This is a genomic window from Streptomyces sp. NPDC037203 (genome assembly GCF_055605065.1).
The window spans coordinates 522062-540256 of record NZ_JBVJUC010000002.1; the positions used below are offsets into that span (position 1 = coordinate 522062).

The window sequence follows — 18195 nt, forward strand, 5'->3', positions numbered from 1 at the left end:
GGACGTGGTGCGGGGCCCCGCGACCGCGGGCACCGGCCCCGCGCCGGAAGGAGGCCCCGTACCGCTACGCGCCCCCCACCGCCGTCAGCAGCGCCAGCGGGGCCGCCGCGGAGCGGGCTTCACGGGTGCAGGCGTGGGGATAGGGGACCGGTTCCGGGTGGGTGGCCCGCGGATAGCCGGCCAGCACCTCGGGGAGACGGCGGGCGGGGGAGTGCCCGGCGGCGTCGACCAGCGCGCCCGCCACCGCGCGGGCCTCGTCGTGCAGGCCGTAGCGCGCCAGGCCAAGCGCGATCAGCGCGTTGTCGTGGGGCCAGACCGAGCCGCGGTGCGGGGACAGGGGATGGTAGGCGGGCTGGCCGGAGGCGAGCGTGCGCACCCCCCAGCCGGAGAAGAAGTCGGGTTCCAGCAGCCGCCGGCCCACCACCTCGCCGTACTCCTTGTCCAGCAGACCGGTCCACAGCAGATGCCCCGCGTCGGAGGCCAGCGCGTCGATCCGGCGGCCCTCGCCGTCCAGCGCCAGCGCCGGGAAGGACGCCTCCCGCATCCAGAAGTCCCGCTGGAAGCGGTCGCGCAGATCGGCCGCCGCCTGCTCCAGCAGCGCCGCGTACGTCTCGTCGGCCCACACCGTCCGCGCCACCCACGCCGTGCGCCGCAGCGCGTCGTACGCATAGCCCTGCGCGCCCGCCGCCATCACCGCCCCGCTCGGCCGGCTGCCGTCGGCGCGGCAGATCGCGCCGGGCGAGTCCTTCCAGTTCTGGTTCGCGAGACCGCCCTCGTCGGCGCGGTAGACGAGATAGCCGCGCGAGGTCAGCCCGCCGTGGTCCAGCATCCAGCCGACCGCGGCCCGCGCGTGCGGCTCCAGACGGCGGGCCGGCGCCGGATCGCCGGTCTGCTCGGTGTACGCGCCGAGCAGCACGAGAAAGAGCGGGGTCGCGTCGACCGAGCCGTAGTACCGCGCGTACGGCACCTGCCCGAAGTGCGCCAGCTCCCCGTGCCGTACCTCGTGCACGATCTTCCCCGGCTCGGCGCCCCGCGTGCCCTTGGCGCCGGTCGCCTGGGTCGCGGCCAGCGCGAGGAGCGTCGCGGCGGCCGGGCGGGGGCGGTAGGGGAGCGCGAACAGGGAGGTGAGCAGGGCGTCACGGGCGAGCAGGGTCAGGTACCAGGGCGCTCCGCCGGCCGGCACCCGCAGCTCCTCGCCGTCGGGCCCGGCGGCCGGGATCTGGAGCGCCGCGAGATCCGTGAGCCCCCGCGCACAGGCCGCCGCCAGCTCCGGCCAACCGGTCGGGAAGGCCACGCCCTCCACGAACTCGGCCTCGGCCGAGGCGAGTTGGGCCGCCATGGCGGACGGGTCCCGCGGCACCCGGAGCGCGCGCCGGTCGCCGTGCGGCCGCGCCATCACCCGCAGGACCAGCTCCCGCGTGCCGTAGGGGGGCAGTTCCAGCGCCCACACCAGACGGCGGGCACCGGTCCCCGTCTCCTCCACCGCGTCCGGTGCCGGATCGGCCGTGATCGTCGTACACGAACGCCATTCCGCGCGCCGGTACGTGAACTCGATCCCGTCGTCCAGCACGGTCCGCGAGCGCAGGGCGCCCGCCTTGACGTACGTGCGGTGGTCGGGGCGCAGCTCGAACTGGTCGGCGAAGTCCACGTCCGCGGTGATCGCCAGCCGGATGGTCGTCGGCACCGGGCGATTGCTCGTCACCCGTACCGTCTCCACGAACGAGCCGTCGCCGACCGCCTGTTCACGAAAGAGCGTGTGCGCGGGCGGCTCCGGACGCGCCCCGCGCGGTACGAGCACACAGCGCGCGGTGCCGCCGTCCCCCACCGGGGTGAGCACCTCGGGCACCGCGCCGTCCGCGGTGAGCTGCCAGCGGCTGAGATGCCGGGCGTCGCGCACGAACAACCCGTCCGGGGAGCCGCCGCCCCGGACCCCGCTGATGTCGCCCCGATCGCCCACGGCGGCGAACGTCGCCCCGTGCACGAGCAGATGATGCCGGTCGGTCATCCCCGGTCCCTTCCCTCGTCACTCCTGTCGAACGTGCCGGTGCCCGCGTGGGACACGCCTCGCGACGGGCGCTTGAGCTCTTTATGCAGGTCGCTTGGGACGTCCTTTATGCGGGGGTGGCCCGTCAGGCGGGCCGGTCGAGAAGCCTGTGGTGCAGATCGAGCGCGAGCGCGGCGGTCCAGCCGAAGCCGGTCGCGCCGCACGCCTCGCCGGTGTACGGGTCGACGTACTCGGCGAAGCCGGTCGCCTCGGCCAGCGTGAGGAACGCCGCCCGCAGCGCGTCGGCCGCCGCCCGCTCGCCGTGCAGCCGCAGCCCCCGCTCCACCAGCCAGCTGGTGTTGAACCAGGCCGGGCCGCGCCAGTACCGGTGTGGATCGAACGCCTCGCCGAGCAGGTCGTAACTGGGCACGAGCCGGGTCGCGCCGCCGAGCCCGAAGTGCGGACCGGTCAGGGTGCGCACGAGGGCGGTGACCAACTCGCGCGGGAGCGTGGGCAGAAGGAGCGGGACCAGCCCCGACACACTCCGCTCGGGGATCGGTTCGCCGCCGCGTACGTCCCGGCACAGGAACATCCCGGCCTCCGCGCTCCACAGCCGCTCCACCAGCGCCGACGTCAGCCGTTCGGCCCGCGCGTGCCGGGCGCCGGGACCGGCGCCCAACTCGGCGGCGATATGGGCGAGCGCGTGCTCGGAGGCGATGAGCAGGGCGTTGAAGGACGGGTCCTCCACCGCGAACTCCCCGTTCCCGTCCGCGTAGTGGTCGTCCCGGTACTCGACGGCCAGCCGTACGTACCGCCCGTAGTCCAGATCCGTCGGCCGGTCCTCGGGCGCGCCGTGGTCCAGGTCGGCCCGGCGGAAGGAGCGGGCCGGGGCCGGGGTGACCCGCGCGAGCGGCGCGTCCCAGCAGGGGCTGTTGTCCATCCCCTGCTCCCAGGGGTGGACGACGGAGACCAGACCGCCGCCGCCCAGGTCCCGGTGGCGCAGCAGATAGCGGTGCCAGGCGGCCAGCCTCGGATAGACCCGCGCCAGGAAGCCGCGGGCGTGCGAGAGTCCGGGATCGGCGCGGTGCACCAGCCAGGCCGCCAGCGCGTGCACCGGTGGCTGCACGATGCCGGACGTCTGTACCGTGCGCGGGGCGCCCGCCGCGCGTCCGGCGGTGGTGGAGCGCCAGAAGTCGGGGCCGGGGAAGTAGGCGTCGAGCGGGACGGAGGGGTTGAAGACGATGTGCGGCACGCGCCCGTCCGTCCACTGGGCGGCCAGCAGCGTCTCCAGCTCGCCCTGCGCGCGCAGCGGCGACAGGTGCCGCAGCCCGATCGCGATGAACGCCGAGTCCCAGGACCACTGGTGCGGATACAGGCTCCGGGAGGGGACCGTCGAGGCGCCCGTCCAGTTGGCGTCCAGCACCCGCGCGGCCCGTACCGGCAGGGTGTCCGGTGGCGCGTACGACAGCGCGTGGGCGGTGAGTTGGGCGGTGCGGTCCACTCGGGGCTCCCCCAAGACGACGACGTCCGGACGCACGGCCGACCGGGTTCGGCATCGGCCGCCGTAGAGTTACGTCTATTTAACACGCAAAACCCACTATGTAATGCACGCTTGGGAAACACAAGGGGGTGCGCATGACCGGACGTCCGGGGAGGAACGGGATGAACTCCAGGCACGGCAGTCAGGCAGGCGCCGGGGATCTGCTCGAACTGGTGCGCAGCGGGCGGGCCGTGACACGGGGTGCGCTCCAGCGGGAGACCGGGCTGTCGCGGGCCACCGTCGGCCAGCGCCTGGACCGGCTGTTCCGGGCCGGCTGGCTGCGCGAGGGCGCCGGCGGGCCGGTCGACTCGCCGCTCGGCGGACGCCCCTCCATCACCCTGGAGTTCGACGGCTCCCACGCGGTGGTCCTCGCCGCCGACCTCGACACCCGGCACGCGCGCGCCGCCGTGCTCTCGCTGACCGGCGAGATCCTGGCCGAGCACTCCGGCACCCTGGTGATCGAGGAGGGCCCGGAGCCGGTCCTCGGCGAACTCGGGCGCTGGTTCGGCGAGTTGCTGGAGAAGGCCGGGTCGGGACCGGCCGAGGTGTGCGGTATCGGACTCGCGGTGCCAGGGCCGGTGGACACCTCGACCGGCCGGGTGGTGCAGCCCCCGATGATGCCCGGCTGGGACGGCTACGACATAACGGGCCGCCTCTCCCGCGCCCTCACCGAACACACCGGCGCGCCGCCGGTCCCGGTCCTGGTGGACAACGACGCCAATCTCATGGCGTACGGCGAACAGCGCGCGGGCCATCCCGAGTGCGCGGCGTTCGTCCTGGTGAAGGTGTCCACCGGCATAGGCGCGGGCGTCGTGGTCGACGGCTCCATATACCGGGGGATCGACGGCGGCGCGGGCGACATCGGGCACATCCGGGTGGGCGCGGACGCGCTGTGCCGGTGCGGTTCACACGGCTGTCTCGCCGCCGTCGCGAGCGGCGGTGCCGTGGCCCGGCGGCTGGCGGCCTCCGGGGTGCCGGCCGCTTCCGGTTCGGATGTACGGGACCTGCTGGCGGCGGGGCACCCGGAGGCGGCGGCGCTGGCCCGCGAGGCGGGGCGCCGGGTCGGGGACGTGCTGGCGACCGTCGTCACGCTGCTCAATCCGGGCGTGCTGATGATCGCCGGAGATCTGGCCGGAACACCCTTCCTCACCGGCGTCCGGGAGCTGCTCTACCAGCGGGCGCTGCCGCGCTCCACGGCCCATCTGGACGTGGTCACCTCCCGGCTGGGGGAACGGGCCGCGCTCGTCGGAGCGGGGGCGCTGGTGGTGGAACACCTGTATGCGCCGGAGCGGGTGGAGGAGCGGCTGCGGGCGCTGGGGGTGTGAGGGCGCGCCGGAGCGGGTCCGGATGGTGAAATCCGGGGCTCTGTGACAGCGTGATTCTCGCCACCCTTGATAAGGACTGCGCTCATATGAGCGATTAAGGGGTGACTGCACTTCTCCAAGGGGTGGCACTGGGTGCCACCCCTTGATCGTTCATCGATCGAACTCAATCGTGGCGGGAGGCGCTCAAGTGAGCGATGAGTCCACTCTTTCGGCTGGTTTTCATTCAAGAAGTGAACGCATAACGGCGCTGCGCCTTGCCAAGCTTTGACTTTCGATCCGCTGGCGGACGGGTGGTTACATGCACATGACCCGCAAGTGGACGTACCCATGTGCCTTCGATCTGGGTATGTTCCTGGCCGTCAGGGCAGCCACCGTGGCCTCAAGGAGTCGAGTCCCGTGTCGGAAAACAAAGCACCCCACGTAGCGAAGTTCGTTTACGACTTCACCGAGGGAAACAAGGACCTCAAAGACCTCCTCGGTGGCAAGGGTGCGAACCTCGCCGAGATGACCAACCTCGGACTTCCGGTTCCTCCCGGTTTCACCATCACCACGGAGGCCTGCAAGAGCTACCTGGCGAACGGCGAGGAGCCGGCGGCACTGCGTGACGAGGTGAGCGCCCACCTCGACGCCCTCGAAGCCCGCATGGGCAAGAAGCTCGGCCAGGCGGACGACCCGCTGCTGGTGTCGGTGCGCTCGGGCGCCAAGTTCTCCATGCCCGGCATGATGGACACCGTCCTCAACATCGGGCTGTCGGACAAGTCGGTCCAGGGCCTGGCCAAGCAGGCCGGCGACGAGCGCTTCGCCTGGGACTCCTACCGCCGCCTCATCCAGATGTTCGGCAAGACCGTCCTCGGCGTCGACGGCGACCTCTTCGAGGAGGCCCTGGAGAAGGCCAAGGAGGCCAAGAAGGTCAAGGTCGACACCGACCTGGAGGCCGCCGACCTGAAGAAGCTGGTCACCGCCTTCAAGAAGATCGTCAAGAAGGAGGCCGGCCGGGAGTTCCCGCAGGACCCGCGGGAGCAGATGGACCTCGCCATCAAGGCCGTCTTCGAGTCCTGGAACGGCGACCGCGCCAAGCTCTACCGCCGCCAGGAGCGCATCCCGCACGACCTGGGCACGGCCGTCAACGTCTGCTCGATGGTCTTCGGCAACCTCGGTCCCGACTCCGGCACCGGCGTCGCCTTCACCCGCGACCCCGCCTCCGGCCACCAGGGCGTCTACGGCGACTACCTCCAGAACGCCCAGGGCGAGGACGTGGTGGCGGGCATCCGCAACACCGTCCCGCTGGCGGAGCTGGAGCAGATCGACAAGAAGTCGTACGACCAGCTGATGCAGATCATGGAGACCCTGGAGAACCACTACAAGGACCTCTGCGACATCGAGTTCACGATCGAGCGCGGTCAGCTGTGGATGCTCCAGACCCGCGTCGGCAAGCGCACCGCGGGCGCCGCGTTCCGCATCGCCACCCAGCTGGTCGACCAGGGCCTGATCGACGAGACCGAGGCGCTCCAGCGCGTCACCGGCGCCCAGCTGGCCCAGCTGATGTTCCCGCGCTTCGACGAGAAGGCGAAGGTCGAGCAGGTCGGGCGCGGCATCGCGGCGTCGCCGGGCGCCGCGGTCGGCAAGGCGGTCTTCGACTCGTACACCGCCGTCAAGTGGTCGCGCTCGGGGGAGAAGGTCATCCTGGTCCGCCGGGAGACCAACCCCGACGACCTGGACGGCATGATCGCGGCCGAGGGCATCCTGACCTCGCGCGGCGGCAAGACCTCCCACGCGGCCGTGGTCGCGCGCGGCATGGGCAAGACCTGTGTGTGCGGGGCGGAGGAGCTGGAGGTCGACACCAAGCGGCGCCGGATGACGGTCCCCGGCGGCCAGGTGGTCGAGGAGGGCGACGTCATCTCCATCGACGGCTCCACCGGCAAGGTCTACCTGGGCGAGGTCCCGGTGGTCCCGTCCCCGGTCGTGGAGTACTTCGAGGGCCGGATGCATCCGGGCGCGGACGACGCGGACGAGCTGGTCGAGGCCGTGCACCGGATGATGGCCTTCGCCGACCGCAAGCGCCGGCTGCGGGTGCGGGCCAACGCGGACAACGCCGAGGACGCGCTGCGCGCCCGCCGCTTCGGCGCCCAGGGCATCGGCCTGTGCCGCACCGAGCACATGTTCCTCGGCGAGCGGCGCGAGATGGTCGAGAAGCTGATCCTCGCGGACACCGCGCGGGAGCGTGAGGCGGCCCTGTCCGAGCTGCTCCCGCTCCAGAAGAAGGACTTCGTCGAGCTGTTCGAGGCGATGGACGGCCTGCCGGTCACCATCCGCCTCCTCGACCCGCCGCTGCACGAGTTCCTGCCCGACATCACGGAACTCTCCGTGCGCGTGGCCCTCGCCGAGTCCCGGCAGGAGCCGCACGAGAACGACCTGCGCCTGCTCCAGGCCGTGCACCGCCTGCACGAGCAGAACCCCATGCTGGGCCTGCGCGGCGTGCGCCTCGGCCTCGTCATCCCCGGCCTGTTCGCGATGCAGGTCCGCGCGATCGCCGAGGCGGCGGCGGAGCGCAAGGCGGCGAAGGGCGACCCGCGCGCCGAGGTCATGATCCCGTTGGTGGGCACGGTCCAGGAGCTGGAGATCGTCCGCGAGGAGGCCGACAAGGTCATCGCGGAGGTCCAGGCGGCGACGGGCACGGAGCTGAAGCTGGCGATCGGCACGATGATCGAGCTGCCGCGCGCCGCGCTGACCGCCGGTCAGATCGCGGAGGCGGCGGAGTTCTTCTCCTTCGGCACGAACGACCTCACCCAGACGGTCTGGGGCTTCAGCCGGGACGACGTGGAGGCATCCTTCTTCACGGCGTACCTGGAGAAGGGCATCTTCGGCGTCTCCCCCTTCGAGACGATCGACAAGGACGGTGTGGGCTCCCTGGTGAAGGCCGCCGCGGAGGCCGGCCGGCGCACCCGCCCCGACCTCAAGCTCGGCGTCTGCGGTGAGCACGGCGGCGACCCCGAGTCGGTCCACTTCTTCCACGAGGCCGGCCTCGACTACGTCTCCTGCTCCCCGTTCCGCATCCCGGTCGCCCGCCTCGAAGCGGGCCGCGCGGCCACCCAGTCCACGGGCAGCGACCACCGCTGACCCCTGCGGGTCCACGCACTCCGGGTCCGTCGTCGGTCCCCGACCCTCAACCGATCGACGACGGCCCCGGCGCACGAAGGAGGCGGCATCCTGTGCGGGGGTGCCGCCTCTCGGCTTACCTGGCGGGGGCCACCCTCACCCGCCGTCCCTGCGCAGTGACACACCGCCGCAACACCCCTTTCGTAATCGCGCCGCATGGTTGATCGTTGGGCCGTGCGTTGAGGACGACGTCAGGGGGAGTGGATGACGATCAGCCGTAGGGCGCTGCTGGGTGCGGGTGCCGGGGTCGGGGTGGGTGTGTTGGGTGCCTGCGGGTCCAATACCGGGCGCGGTGGCGGGGGTTCCGGTGGGGTGCAGTTGGCGCAGTGGTATCACCAGTACGGCGAGGCCGGGACCGAGCAGGCGGTGAAGCGGTACGCGGCCGCGTACACCAAGGCGCACGTCACGGTGGAGTGGCGGCCCGGAAATTACGATCAGCAGACGGCCGCGGCCCTGCTCACCGATTCCGGACCCGATGTGTTCGAGGTCAACGGGCCCACACTCGACCAGATCCAGGGCGGGCAGGTCGTGGATCTCACCGCGCTGCTGGACGGGGTCAAGGACGACTTCAACCCGGCGGTGCTGGCGCCGAAGACGTACCAGGGGAAGGTCTACGGCATTCCGCAGACCATCGACATGCAGATGCTCTACTACCGCAAGAGCATGCTGCGGGACGCGGGCGTGCGGCCTCCGCAGTCGCTCGACGAACTCGTGGATGCTGCCCGCACGTTGACCAGCAGCAAGGTCAAGGGGCTGTTTCTCGGCAATGACGGCGGCGCCGGGGTGCTCGGCGGCACCCCCCTGTACGCCGCGGGGCTCCGGCTGGTCACGGAGGACGGGAAGGTCGGCTTCGACGATCCCGTGGCGGCCCGGACGCTCGGGAAGCTGAGGGAGCTGTACGCCGCCAAGTCGCTGCTCCTCGGCGCGCCCACCGACTGGTCCGACCCCTCGGCCTTTCTCCAGGGGCTCACCGCGATGCAGTGGTCCGGACTGTGGGCGCTGCCGCAGGTGCGGAAGGAACTCGGCGACGACTTCGGGGTGTTGCCGTTCCCGAAGGACGGAGGCCAAGGCAGGCCGACCGTTCCCGTGGGAGCGTACGGGGCCGCCGTCAGCGCGCGGAGCCGGCACAAGGCGGCGGCCGAGGACTATGTGAAGTGGCTCTGGGTGGAACGGGCCGACTACCAGGAGGACTTCGCGCTCGGGTACGGGTTCCACATCCCGGCGCGGATCTCGCTCGCGAAGAAGGCCGCCGAGCTGAGGACGGGCGCCGCCGCCGACGCCGTACGGTTCGCCACCGACCACGGGTACGCCCAGCCGCTGCTGTGGACCCCCGCCTCCCAGACCGCCTACCAGGACGCGCTCAGCCGGATCATCAAGGACGGGGCGAACCCGGAGAGCGAACTGCGGGGCGTCGTACGGAAGGTGTCCGCAGAACTCGACCGCGTCCAGCACACGTCGTGAGGCACCGGCGGGCCCTGTGGTTCTGGGTGTTCGTCGGGCCCTTCGCGGCCGGGCTCGCGCTGTTCACGTACATCCCGCTGCTGTGGAGCGTCGGCCTGAGCTTCTTCGACGCGCACAACACCGTGACACCCACCCACTTCGTCGGCCTGGACAACTACACGGCCATGCTGAAGGACGGCGCGTTCACCGGCAGCCTGCGCACCTTCCTGGTGTTCACCGCCTTCATCGTGCCCGTCACCTTCGCCCTCTCCCTGGCCCTCGCGCTGATGGTCAACCGGGTGCGGCGGGCGCGGGCGTTCTTCCGGTCGGTCTTCTTCCTGCCGGCCGCGTGCAGTTATGTCGTGGCCGCCCTGATCTGGAAGATGTCGATCTTCAACGGGGTGCGCTTCGGCCTCGCCAACACCGTGCTCGGCTGGTTCGGCACCGACCCGGTGGCCTGGCTGTCGACCACTCATCCGCCCTGGTACTGGCTGGTCATCGTGACCGTACGGCTGTGGCTCCAGGCCGGGTTCTACATGATCCTGTTCCTCGCCGGGCTCCAGCGCATCGACCCGGTGCTCTACGAGGCCGCCGCCGTGGACGGGGCCCGGCCCGGCTGGACGGTGCTGCGCCACGTCACCCTGCCGCAACTGCGCGCCACCTCGGTCGCGGTGGTGCTGCTGCTCGTCATCAACGCCTTCCAGGCCTTCGACGAGTTCTACAACCTGCTGTCGGACGCGCGGGGTTACCCGCCGTACGCCCGTCCGCCGCTCGTGTACCTCTACTACACCGCCCTCGGCCAGGGGCAGAACCTGGGGCTCGGCAGCGCGGGCGCGGTGATCCTCGCGCTGATCATCGCGATCGTCACGGTCGGGCAGGCGCGCTGGCTCGGGCTCGGGCAAAACGAGGAGGAGTGAGGCGGAATGAGACCGATGGACGATGCCCTGGTGAGGGCCGGGCGGGCGCTGCGGGCCGTGCTGCTCGTGGCGCTCGCGCTGGTCTTCCTCATCCCCTTCTACCTGCTGGTGCGCAACGGGCTGTCCAGCGAGCGGGACATCACCTCGCCCGAATGGACCTTCTTTCCGGGCGAGTTGAGGTGGGGGAACGTACGGGAGCTGTTCGACGACCCCTCCGTGCCGTTCGCCCGCTCGCTGCTCAACTCCGCCCTGATCGCCGCCGCCACCACCCTCGGCACCCTGCTGCTCGCCTCCCTCGCCGGGTACGGCCTCGCCCGCATCCCCTACCGGCACGCGAACAAGGTGTTCTACGGCATCCTCGGCACCCTGCTGGTCCCGGCCGCCGTCACTTTCGTACCGACCTTCGTGCTGGTGTCCTCCCTCGGCTGGGTCTCCACGCTGCGCGGACTCATCGTCCCGACCCTGTTCTCGGCGTTCGCCTGCTTCGTCTTCCGGCAGTACTTCCTGGGGTTCCCGCGGGAGCTGGAGGACGCGGCCCAGGTCGACGGGCTCGGCTACTGGCGGACGTACTGGCTGGTGGTCGTGCCCAACGCGCGCCCGGTGTTCGCGGCGGTCGGCACCATCGTCTTCCTCGGCGCCTGGAACTCCTTCCTGTGGCCGCTGGTGATCGGGCAGGACCAGAGTGCCTGGACGGTCCAGGTGGCGCTGTCCTCCTTCACCACCGCCCAGGTGGTGCGCCTGCACGAGCTGTTCGTCGCGGCGGCCGTCTCGATCCTGCCGCTGCTGGTGGTGTTCCTGTGCTTCCAGCGGTGGATCGTGGCGGGGGTGGAGCGGTCCGGCATCGACTGAGCGATCCGGCGTCGGCCGGAAACGGAGCGGCGACGGCGGCTCAGCGGCTGCCGGTCAGATGGGCGAAGACGACCACGTTGCCCTGGTAGCCGGTGGTCTTCGAGTAGCCGCCGCCGCAGGTGATCACGCGCAGCTCCGGGCGGCGGGCGGCGCCGTAGACCTTCTGGTCGGGAAAGGCGCTGGCGGCGTAGACCTCGACGGCGTCCACGGTGAACTCGGCCACCGTGCCGTCCCGGCGGTCCACCTCGATCCGGGCGCCCCGCTTGAGGGCACCCAGGTTGTAGAAGACGGCCGGGCCCTCCGTGTTGTCCACGTGCCCGGCGACGATCGCGGTCCCCGTCTCGCCGGGCATGGTCCCGGCCTCGTACCAGCCGGCCAGGTTCTTGTTCTGCGCGGGCGGTACGTCCAGGCTGCCGGAGGAGGTCAGGGCGAGACCCATCAGCGGGGCGTTCACGCGGATGGCCGGGATGCGGATGCGCAGCGGCGGGGACGGCGGCAGGGAGGGCGCGGTCAGCCGCTCCTCACCGGGGTCGGGGCGGCCCTCGGCGGCGGCCGGCTGCGGGGGAGTGTGCGACTGGCCGCCCAGCAGCCAGACCCCCGAGGCGAGGGCCACGGCGGTGACCGCGGCTATCGCGGTGTCCCCGAGCCGGCGCGTCCGGCGCCCGCGGAGCCTGCGTGTGCCGCGGGTACGGCTGCCGAGACGGCGTGTGCTGCGCATGTGAACCCCTCTCCCGGAGGCGAGCCCCCGACTGGACACGAGCCCCCGGACGGGACCCCTGGGGCGGACCGGGCCGGGTGTGGAGCGGTCCGGCGCGGGTCCGGGGGCCTGCCGGGGGCGGCGGACCCCCTCCCCCTCCGGGCCGCGAGGGGCATCGGACCCGGAGGGGGCGGGACGTGCGGTACCGGCGGACGGACAGCGGAGGGTGCCCGTCAGATCCCGTCGCCTCTCGCCCGGCGATGCAGGAGCCAGGTACCGCCCGCGGCGGCGACGGCCAGCGCCGTCACGCCCGCCGCGGTCTGCACGGGGTCGGGACCGAGCGCGCCGCCGACCCCCGTCTTCACACTTCCCCGCGGCTGCACCTGCTCGTGCACCGCGCCGAGGGCCACCACCAGGTCGCCCGTCACCTGCCTGCTGCCCTCCGCGCACTTCGCGACGATCTCGTACGTCCCCGGCTGCGCGCTCGGCGGCACCTGGAACTGGCCGATCGACTCGCCCTGGTGCGTGGTGGGCGCCAGCATGAAGACGCCGGCGCCGACCGCGCCCGCGTCCCCCGTCGCGCCGCCCCTTTCCCCGCAGGCAGCGGTGTTGACCGTGACCTGTCCGCCGGGGATCGCGGTGGACGGGTACACCTCCAGGCTGCCGGTGGGGGCGCGCAAGGGGCGCGCGGCCGTGGCGCCGCCGTAGGCGGGCGCGGCGGCGAGCGCCGCCGTGCCCACGGCGAGCGCGGTACCGGTCAGCAGACGGGCGGTACGTCGCATGGTGCTCCCCAGAGCTTGTCCGACTGGTGTGTCCCCTGCCCTTCCGAGGTAAAGGGCTCGCGCCGTGATCCGCTTGCCGAGAGATCGCCCGGACTGCGGTGAACGGGTGGCCGGCCCGGCGGCCATACGGCTGAGGCGTGGGGGAGTCGGGGCAGGTCAGGGGCGGTGTGCCGGGGAGCACGAGAAGAAAGTACGAAGAACACACGAATGGAGCGACGGGGGTCGCGGAACGGGTGACGGGGCGTCATCCGAGCCCGTGCCGGCGGCCGGGCCGCGGAACGCGGGGCCGCTTCCTCCGGAGCCGCTTCCCCCGGAGCCGGGGCGGGGCGGGTGCCTCGCCGGTGCGTACCGCCGCCGTGAACTCCCCCTCGGCTACTGCCGGTTCAGCGAGCGGGTGACGCCCGCCGCGATCGTCGTCGCCAGCACCCAGCCCAGGGCGATCAGCATGTACGACAGCCACTGGAAGCCGCCGCGCGGGGCGTACGCGCCTTCCTGGCCGAAGTCGATGATCGGCAGGAGCAGGTCCAGGGTGTAGAACAGCGGGTTGAAGGCGGGGGCCTCGGCCGGCTTGAGGGCGGGCGGATGGTGCAGGGCGAAGACGAGGGTGCCCGTGCACAGGAGCAGCAGCAGCCAGAACGCGGCGCGCATCGGGCGGAAGCCGTAGCCGACGGCGGCGTCCTGGAGGTAGCCCCACAGGCGGGCGTACCCCGGCAGGGTGCGGCGGTGGCGGCGGAGCTTGGCCAGCTGGACGGTGCGGGCGGCCGCGTCGTCGCCCACCGCCCGGTAGGCGGCGGTCAACTGCTCGTAGGGCTGGGGGAGATAGCCGCCGTCCGGTTCGCGCTCCAGCAGCGGCAGGCGCTGTCCCGCGGGCAGGTGCGGAGCCAGCACCCGGTAGGCGAGACCGTCGAGCTGGACCTGCTCGGGCCAGACCTCCGGCGGCACGTGCAGCAGGTCCAGCTGGGCGCGGCGCAGATTGACGGTGCCCTCGATCGGCGCGGCCTCCCGGAGCCACAGCTCGCCGATGACGCCGCTGCTGGCGCGCAGGGCGTGGCCGCCGGGGTTCGACAACCGGGCATAGGCGAGGTTGAGTTGGCGGGGGATGCGGGCGCCGCCCAGATTCACCCGGCCCCGTGCGCGCAGCCGCATCGCGTGCACGTCGGTGCCGACGGCCAGGACCTCGGCGTGCAGCGCGGTGCCGCCCGGCGTGTCGAGCACCGCGTCGTCCAGGCGCACCTGACCGCCGACGACGGCCCCGTTCAGCCGTACCTCGCCGTGCGCCACCAGCCGCCGGGCCCATACGTCCGTGGCCACCTCGGCGTGGTTGAGCTGGAGCACGGGCTCCTCGGGCTCCTCGTCCGGCGTCCCGAACCGCGCCCCGTTGACGAACAGCGCCCCGGCCAGCCTGGCGCCCTGGAGCCGTACCGGACCGGAAAAACGGCAGCAGGTGAGCCGTACGACCCCCTCGGAGCGCAGCGCGCCCGCCGTCAGCCCCGGCAGTACCGAGTCGCTCAGGGCGAGGACGACGATCCGCGCCCCGTACAGGTCGGGCGCCTGCTCGAAGTGGCAGTGGCGCAGCCGGACGGCGTGCGCGACCGTGCCGTACTTCAGGTCCAGCATCCCGGTGATCCGCGCGCCGCGTATCTTCAGCCCGGCCGTACGGCCCTCCCGCACCGGCCCGGCCAGCAGCAACTCCCGCAGGAACTCCGCCCGTACGGTGCGTTCGGGCCCCCAGTCGGCACCGCGCGCGGGGTCGTCGTCCTCGCCCTCCCGGAAGTCGACCCCCTCGCCGAGCGGGAAGGCGGCCAGGATCCGGCGTTCGGCGGGCGTCAGTTCGGTGGCGTCCATGCTCAGCCGTCCCCGCGCGCTGCGCTGCCGCCCGGACTCCGGGTCTCCGTTCGGCGGCCCCGACTCCCCGTCCGGGCAAGCGCGTTCGCGACCCCGTGGTCACGCGGGCCCAGGAACGTCGGGTCCGGGTGGAAGACCGCGTCCAGCGCCGCCTTGCCCGCCGCGAACAGCTCGCGCGTGCCGCCGTAGTACCAGGTGACGTCGTGCGGTTCGTCGACCCCGACGCCGTACGAGTCGACGCCCGCCGCCTCGCACAGCGCGACCGCCCGCCGGATGTGGAAGCCCTGGCTGACCAGCAGCGCCCGGTCCACGCCGAAGATCCTCCTGGCCCGGACGCAGGAGTCCCAGGTGTCGAACCCGGCGTAGTCCCGCACGATCCTGCCGCCCGGCACGCCGTGCCGGATCAGGTAGGTGCGCATGGCGTCCGGCTCGTCGTAGTCCTCGCGGCTGTTGTCGCCGGTGACCAGGACGGCCCTGACCCGGCCCGCGCGGTACAGCGCCGCCGTCGCGTCCAGACGGCGCGCGAGGTACGGCGACGGCGCCCCGTTCCACAAACCGGCCCCGAACACCACCGCGACCGGCGCGGGCGGCGCGTCCGCGACCGTGCGCAGCCGGTCCGCCGTGGACGTGAACAGCCATGCCCCCGGCAGCAGCGCCAGCACGCACACCGCCATCACGGCCTGCACCAGGCGCCGCTGCCCCGTGCGGGTGCGCGGCAGCCGCGGTCGTCCGATCCTCATGCGGTCCCCCTCGGTACGAAGCCCCTTGCCCGGCCCCGGTCCGGCACCGGTGATCCGGCCCCGCAAGGAGGACGCCACCGGCACGCGCCCGGTTCGCCTCCCTGTGCGGTTCTCCCGCCCGCCGGGACGGCCGGATTCCCGCTCCGCCATACGACTGGGCCACCCGGCACCCCCGATCGTCACCGCGTGCGTCTACTGTCGAATCATGGAAGGCAGCGCACCCCCCGTCCCCTGCGGCCCCGACCCCTACGGCCCCGCGGACCTGGAGCGCTTCGCGCCCGAGCCCGACAAACGCCCCGGCCGCACCGCCTTCCAGCGCGACCGCGCCCGCGTCCTGCACTCCGCCGCGCTGCGCCGCCTCGCCGGCAAGACACAGGTCGTCACGCCGGGCAGCCACAGCCAGGTCTGGGACGCCAGCCCCCGCACCCGGCTCACCCACTCCCTGGAGTGCGCCCAGGTCGGCCGGGAACTGGGCGCGGCCCTCGGCTGCGACCCGGACCTGGTGGAGGCCGCCTGCCTCTCCCACGACCTGGGCCATCCGCCCTTCGGGCACAACGGCGAACAGGCGCTCAACGCGTTCGCGGACGACTGCGGCGGCTTCGAGGGCAACGCCCAGTCCCTGCGGCTGCTCACCCGCATCGAGCCCAAGCGGTTCACCGGGAAGGGCTCCGTCGGCCTCAACCTCACCCGCGCCGCCCTCGACGCCGCCACCAAGTACCCCTGGCCGCGCGGCGCCCACCCCACCGACCCCGCCTCGGGCAAGTTCGGCGTGTACGAGGACGACCGCCCGGTGTTCGACTGGGTCAGGGCCGGCGCCCCCGGCGCCCGCACCTGCTTCGAGGCCCAGGTCATGGACTGGTCCGACGACGTGGCCTACTCGGTGCACGACGTCGAGGACGGCCTGCACGCCGGCCACATCGACCCCAACTGCCTGCACGCCGAGCCCGAACGGCAGGCCGTGTTCGAGGTGGCCGTCGGCCGCTACGTCCCCGCCGGCACCGATCCGGCCGAACTCGCCGCCGCCCTCGACCGCCTGCAGGACGCCGAGTGGTGGCCGCACGGCTACGACGGCACCGCGGTCGCCCAGGCCCGCCTGAAGGACGCCACCAGCCAGCTCATCGGGCGGTTCTGCCTGGCCGCCGAGACCGCCACCCGCGCCGCCTACGGAAGCGGCCGGCTCACCCGCTACGAGGCGCGTCTCGTCGTACCCCGCGAGACCCGGATGGAGTGCGCGGTGCTCAAGGCGGTCGCCGACCGGTATGTGATGCAGCGCGCCGAGCAGGAGCGGCTGCGGGCCGATCAGCGGGTGATCGTGGCGGAGCTGGCCGAGGCGCTCACCGTCCGCGCGCCGGACGGCCTGGATCCGCAGTTTCGGACCCTGTTCGACGGGGCATCCGACGACCACGCGCGCAAGCGGGTGATCGTCGACCAGATCGCATCCCTCACCGACGCCTCCGCGCTCTCGCTGCACGCGAGACTGACCGGGCACATGTGAGAGGAACGTGACACCCGTGGCCTGATCGGGTCACTCCCCCTTCCCGCGGCCCCCCGTGTGCGGGACGCTCGCGGGTGGCGGCACCCTTACGAGGAGGCAGACAAGTGGTCGACGCGGATCAGACATTCGTCATCGTCGGAGGCGGCCTCGCCGGCGCGAAGGCGGCGGAGACGCTCCGCGCGGAGGGCTTCACCGGCAGGGTGATACTGATCTGCGACGAACGCGACCACCCGTACGAGCGACCCCCGCTCTCCAAGGGCTTCCTGCTCGGCAAGGCCGAGCGCGACAGCGTCTTCGTGCACGAGCCCGCCTGGTACGCGCGCAACGACATCGAGCTGCACCTCGGCCAGACCGTCGACCACATCGACCGCCCGGCCAAGACCGTGCGCTACGGCGACGACGGCACCCTCGTCCGCTACGACAAGCTGCTGCTCGTCACCGGCGCCGAACCCCGCCGCCTGGACATCCCCGGCACCGGCCTCGCGGGCGTCCACCATCTGCGCCGGCTCGCACACGCCGAGCGGCTCAAGGGCGTGCTGGCCGCCCTCGGCCGGGACAACGGGCACCTGGTGATCGCCGGCGCCGGGTGGATCGGCCTGGAGGTCGCGGCGGCGGCGCGCGAGTACGGCGCGGAGGTCACCGTGATCGAGCCGGAGCCGACCCCGCTGGCCGCCGTGCTCGGACCCGAGCTGGGCAATGTCTTCGCCCAGCTGCACAGCGCGCACGGCGTGCGCTTCCACTTCGGGCGCCGGCTCACCGAGATCATCGGCCAGGACGGCATGGTCCTCGCGGTGCGCACCGACGACGGCGAGGAGCACCCGGCGCACGACGTCCTCGCGGCGATCGGCGCGGTGCCGCGGGTGGCGCTCGCCGAGGCGGCGGGCCTGGAGATCGCCGACCGGGCGCACGGCGGCGGGATCGTGGTGGACGAGCGGCTGCGGACGTCCGACCCCGACATCTACGCCGCCGGTGACGTGGCCGCGTTCCCGCTGGAGCTGTTCGGCACCCGCGTCCGGGTCGAGCACTGGGCCAACGCGCTCAACGGGGGCCCGGCCGCGGCGCGCTCGATGCTCGGGCAGGACGCGGTGTACGACCGGGTGCCGTACTTCTTCACCGACCAGTACGACCTGGGGATGGAGTACAGCGGGTGGGCACCGCCGGGGTCGTACGACCAGGTGGTCATCCGCGGTGACATGGGCAGGCGGGAGTTCATCGCGTTCTGGGTGCGCGAGGGGCGGGTGCTCGCGGGGATGAACGTGAATGTGTGGAACGTCACGGAACACATCCAGCGGCTGATCCGGTCCCGGTCGCGGGTGGACACGGAAGCGCTGGCCGATCCGCGCGTGCCGTTGGAGCGGCTGGCCGGCTGAGGCGGGTGACGCGTCCGCAGGCGGGCCGCCGCGGGCCGCCGGCGCGGGGCCGGGG

13 protein-coding genes are annotated in these 18195 nt (G+C 72.7%); 7 read left to right on the plus strand and 6 right to left on the minus strand.

The annotated features are described in order from the left end of the window. Positions 1-64: 64 nt before the first annotated feature. Entirely contained in the window at positions 65-2005 is a 1941-nt protein-coding gene (locus tag ACZ7EC_RS06815) for an amylo-alpha-1,6-glucosidase (protein ID WP_471058895.1), read from the minus strand. Positions 2006-2129: 124 nt separating this feature from the next. Further along, positions 2130-3485: an MGH1-like glycoside hydrolase domain-containing protein gene (locus tag ACZ7EC_RS06820; protein WP_471058897.1), complete on the minus strand. Its 1356-nt coding sequence runs from the start codon at positions 3483-3485 to the stop codon at positions 2130-2132. A 134-nt stretch (positions 3486-3619) separates the two neighbouring features. On the opposite strand from ACZ7EC_RS06820, the gene ACZ7EC_RS06825 reads away from it, so the two are divergent. The 5 genes from ACZ7EC_RS06825 (at position 3620) to ACZ7EC_RS06845 (ending at position 11211) form a co-directional block, all read left to right on the plus strand. Beyond that, complete coding sequence (locus tag ACZ7EC_RS06825; protein WP_471058899.1) at positions 3620-4849, plus strand: ROK family protein; 1230 nt, start codon at positions 3620-3622, stop codon at positions 4847-4849. A gap of 396 nt (positions 4850-5245) precedes the next feature. After that, the gene (gene ppdK, locus ACZ7EC_RS06830; protein ID WP_471058901.1) at positions 5246-7966 is read left to right on the plus strand and encodes a pyruvate, phosphate dikinase; all 2721 of its coding nucleotides are present in this window, start codon (positions 5246-5248) and stop codon (positions 7964-7966) included. Between the two features lie 243 nt (positions 7967-8209). Next, positions 8210-9466, plus strand: a complete 1257-nt coding sequence (locus ACZ7EC_RS06835) for an ABC transporter substrate-binding protein (protein WP_471058903.1) — start codon at positions 8210-8212, stop codon at positions 9464-9466. Continuing rightward, positions 9463-10362 (plus strand): carbohydrate ABC transporter permease, encoded by a 900-nt coding sequence (locus tag ACZ7EC_RS06840; RefSeq protein WP_471058905.1) that lies wholly within the window; start codon positions 9463-9465, stop codon positions 10360-10362. Before ACZ7EC_RS06835 ends, ACZ7EC_RS06840 begins: the two co-directional genes overlap by 4 nt. Positions 10363-10377: 15 nt before the next feature. After that, a complete protein-coding gene (locus ACZ7EC_RS06845; protein ID WP_471059751.1) occupies positions 10378-11211 on the plus strand; it encodes a carbohydrate ABC transporter permease in 834 nt (277 codons plus the stop codon). A gap of 40 nt (positions 11212-11251) precedes the next feature. Here the strand turns inward: ACZ7EC_RS06845 and ACZ7EC_RS06850 are convergent, their stop codons facing one another. The 4 genes from ACZ7EC_RS06850 to ACZ7EC_RS06865 form a co-directional block, all read right to left on the minus strand. Further along, a complete protein-coding gene (locus ACZ7EC_RS06850; RefSeq protein WP_471058907.1) occupies positions 11252-11929 on the minus strand; it encodes a class F sortase in 678 nt (225 codons plus the stop codon). Between the two features lie 212 nt (positions 11930-12141). Then, the gene (locus ACZ7EC_RS06855; RefSeq protein ID WP_471058909.1) at positions 12142-12690 is read right to left on the minus strand and encodes a hypothetical protein; all 549 of its coding nucleotides are present in this window, start codon (positions 12688-12690) and stop codon (positions 12142-12144) included. Positions 12691-13062: 372 nt separating this feature from the next. Then, complete coding sequence (locus ACZ7EC_RS06860) at positions 13063-14535, minus strand: membrane-associated oxidoreductase (RefSeq protein ID WP_471058911.1); 1473 nt, start codon at positions 14533-14535, stop codon at positions 13063-13065. 2 nt (positions 14536-14537) lie between these two features. Further along, complete coding sequence (locus tag ACZ7EC_RS06865) at positions 14538-15275, minus strand: SanA/YdcF family protein (protein WP_471058912.1); 738 nt, start codon at positions 15273-15275, stop codon at positions 14538-14540. A gap of 205 nt (positions 15276-15480) precedes the next feature. Between ACZ7EC_RS06865 and ACZ7EC_RS06870 the strand changes: the two genes are divergently transcribed. Together ACZ7EC_RS06870 and ACZ7EC_RS06875 are read left to right on the plus strand one after the other, a co-directional pair. Beyond that, complete coding sequence (locus ACZ7EC_RS06870) at positions 15481-16770, plus strand: deoxyguanosinetriphosphate triphosphohydrolase (protein WP_471058914.1); 1290 nt, start codon at positions 15481-15483, stop codon at positions 16768-16770. 104 nt (positions 16771-16874) lie between these two features. Continuing rightward, entirely contained in the window at positions 16875-18140 is a 1266-nt protein-coding gene (locus ACZ7EC_RS06875; RefSeq protein ID WP_471058916.1) for an NAD(P)/FAD-dependent oxidoreductase, read from the plus strand. Positions 18141-18195: the final 55 nt, after the last annotated feature.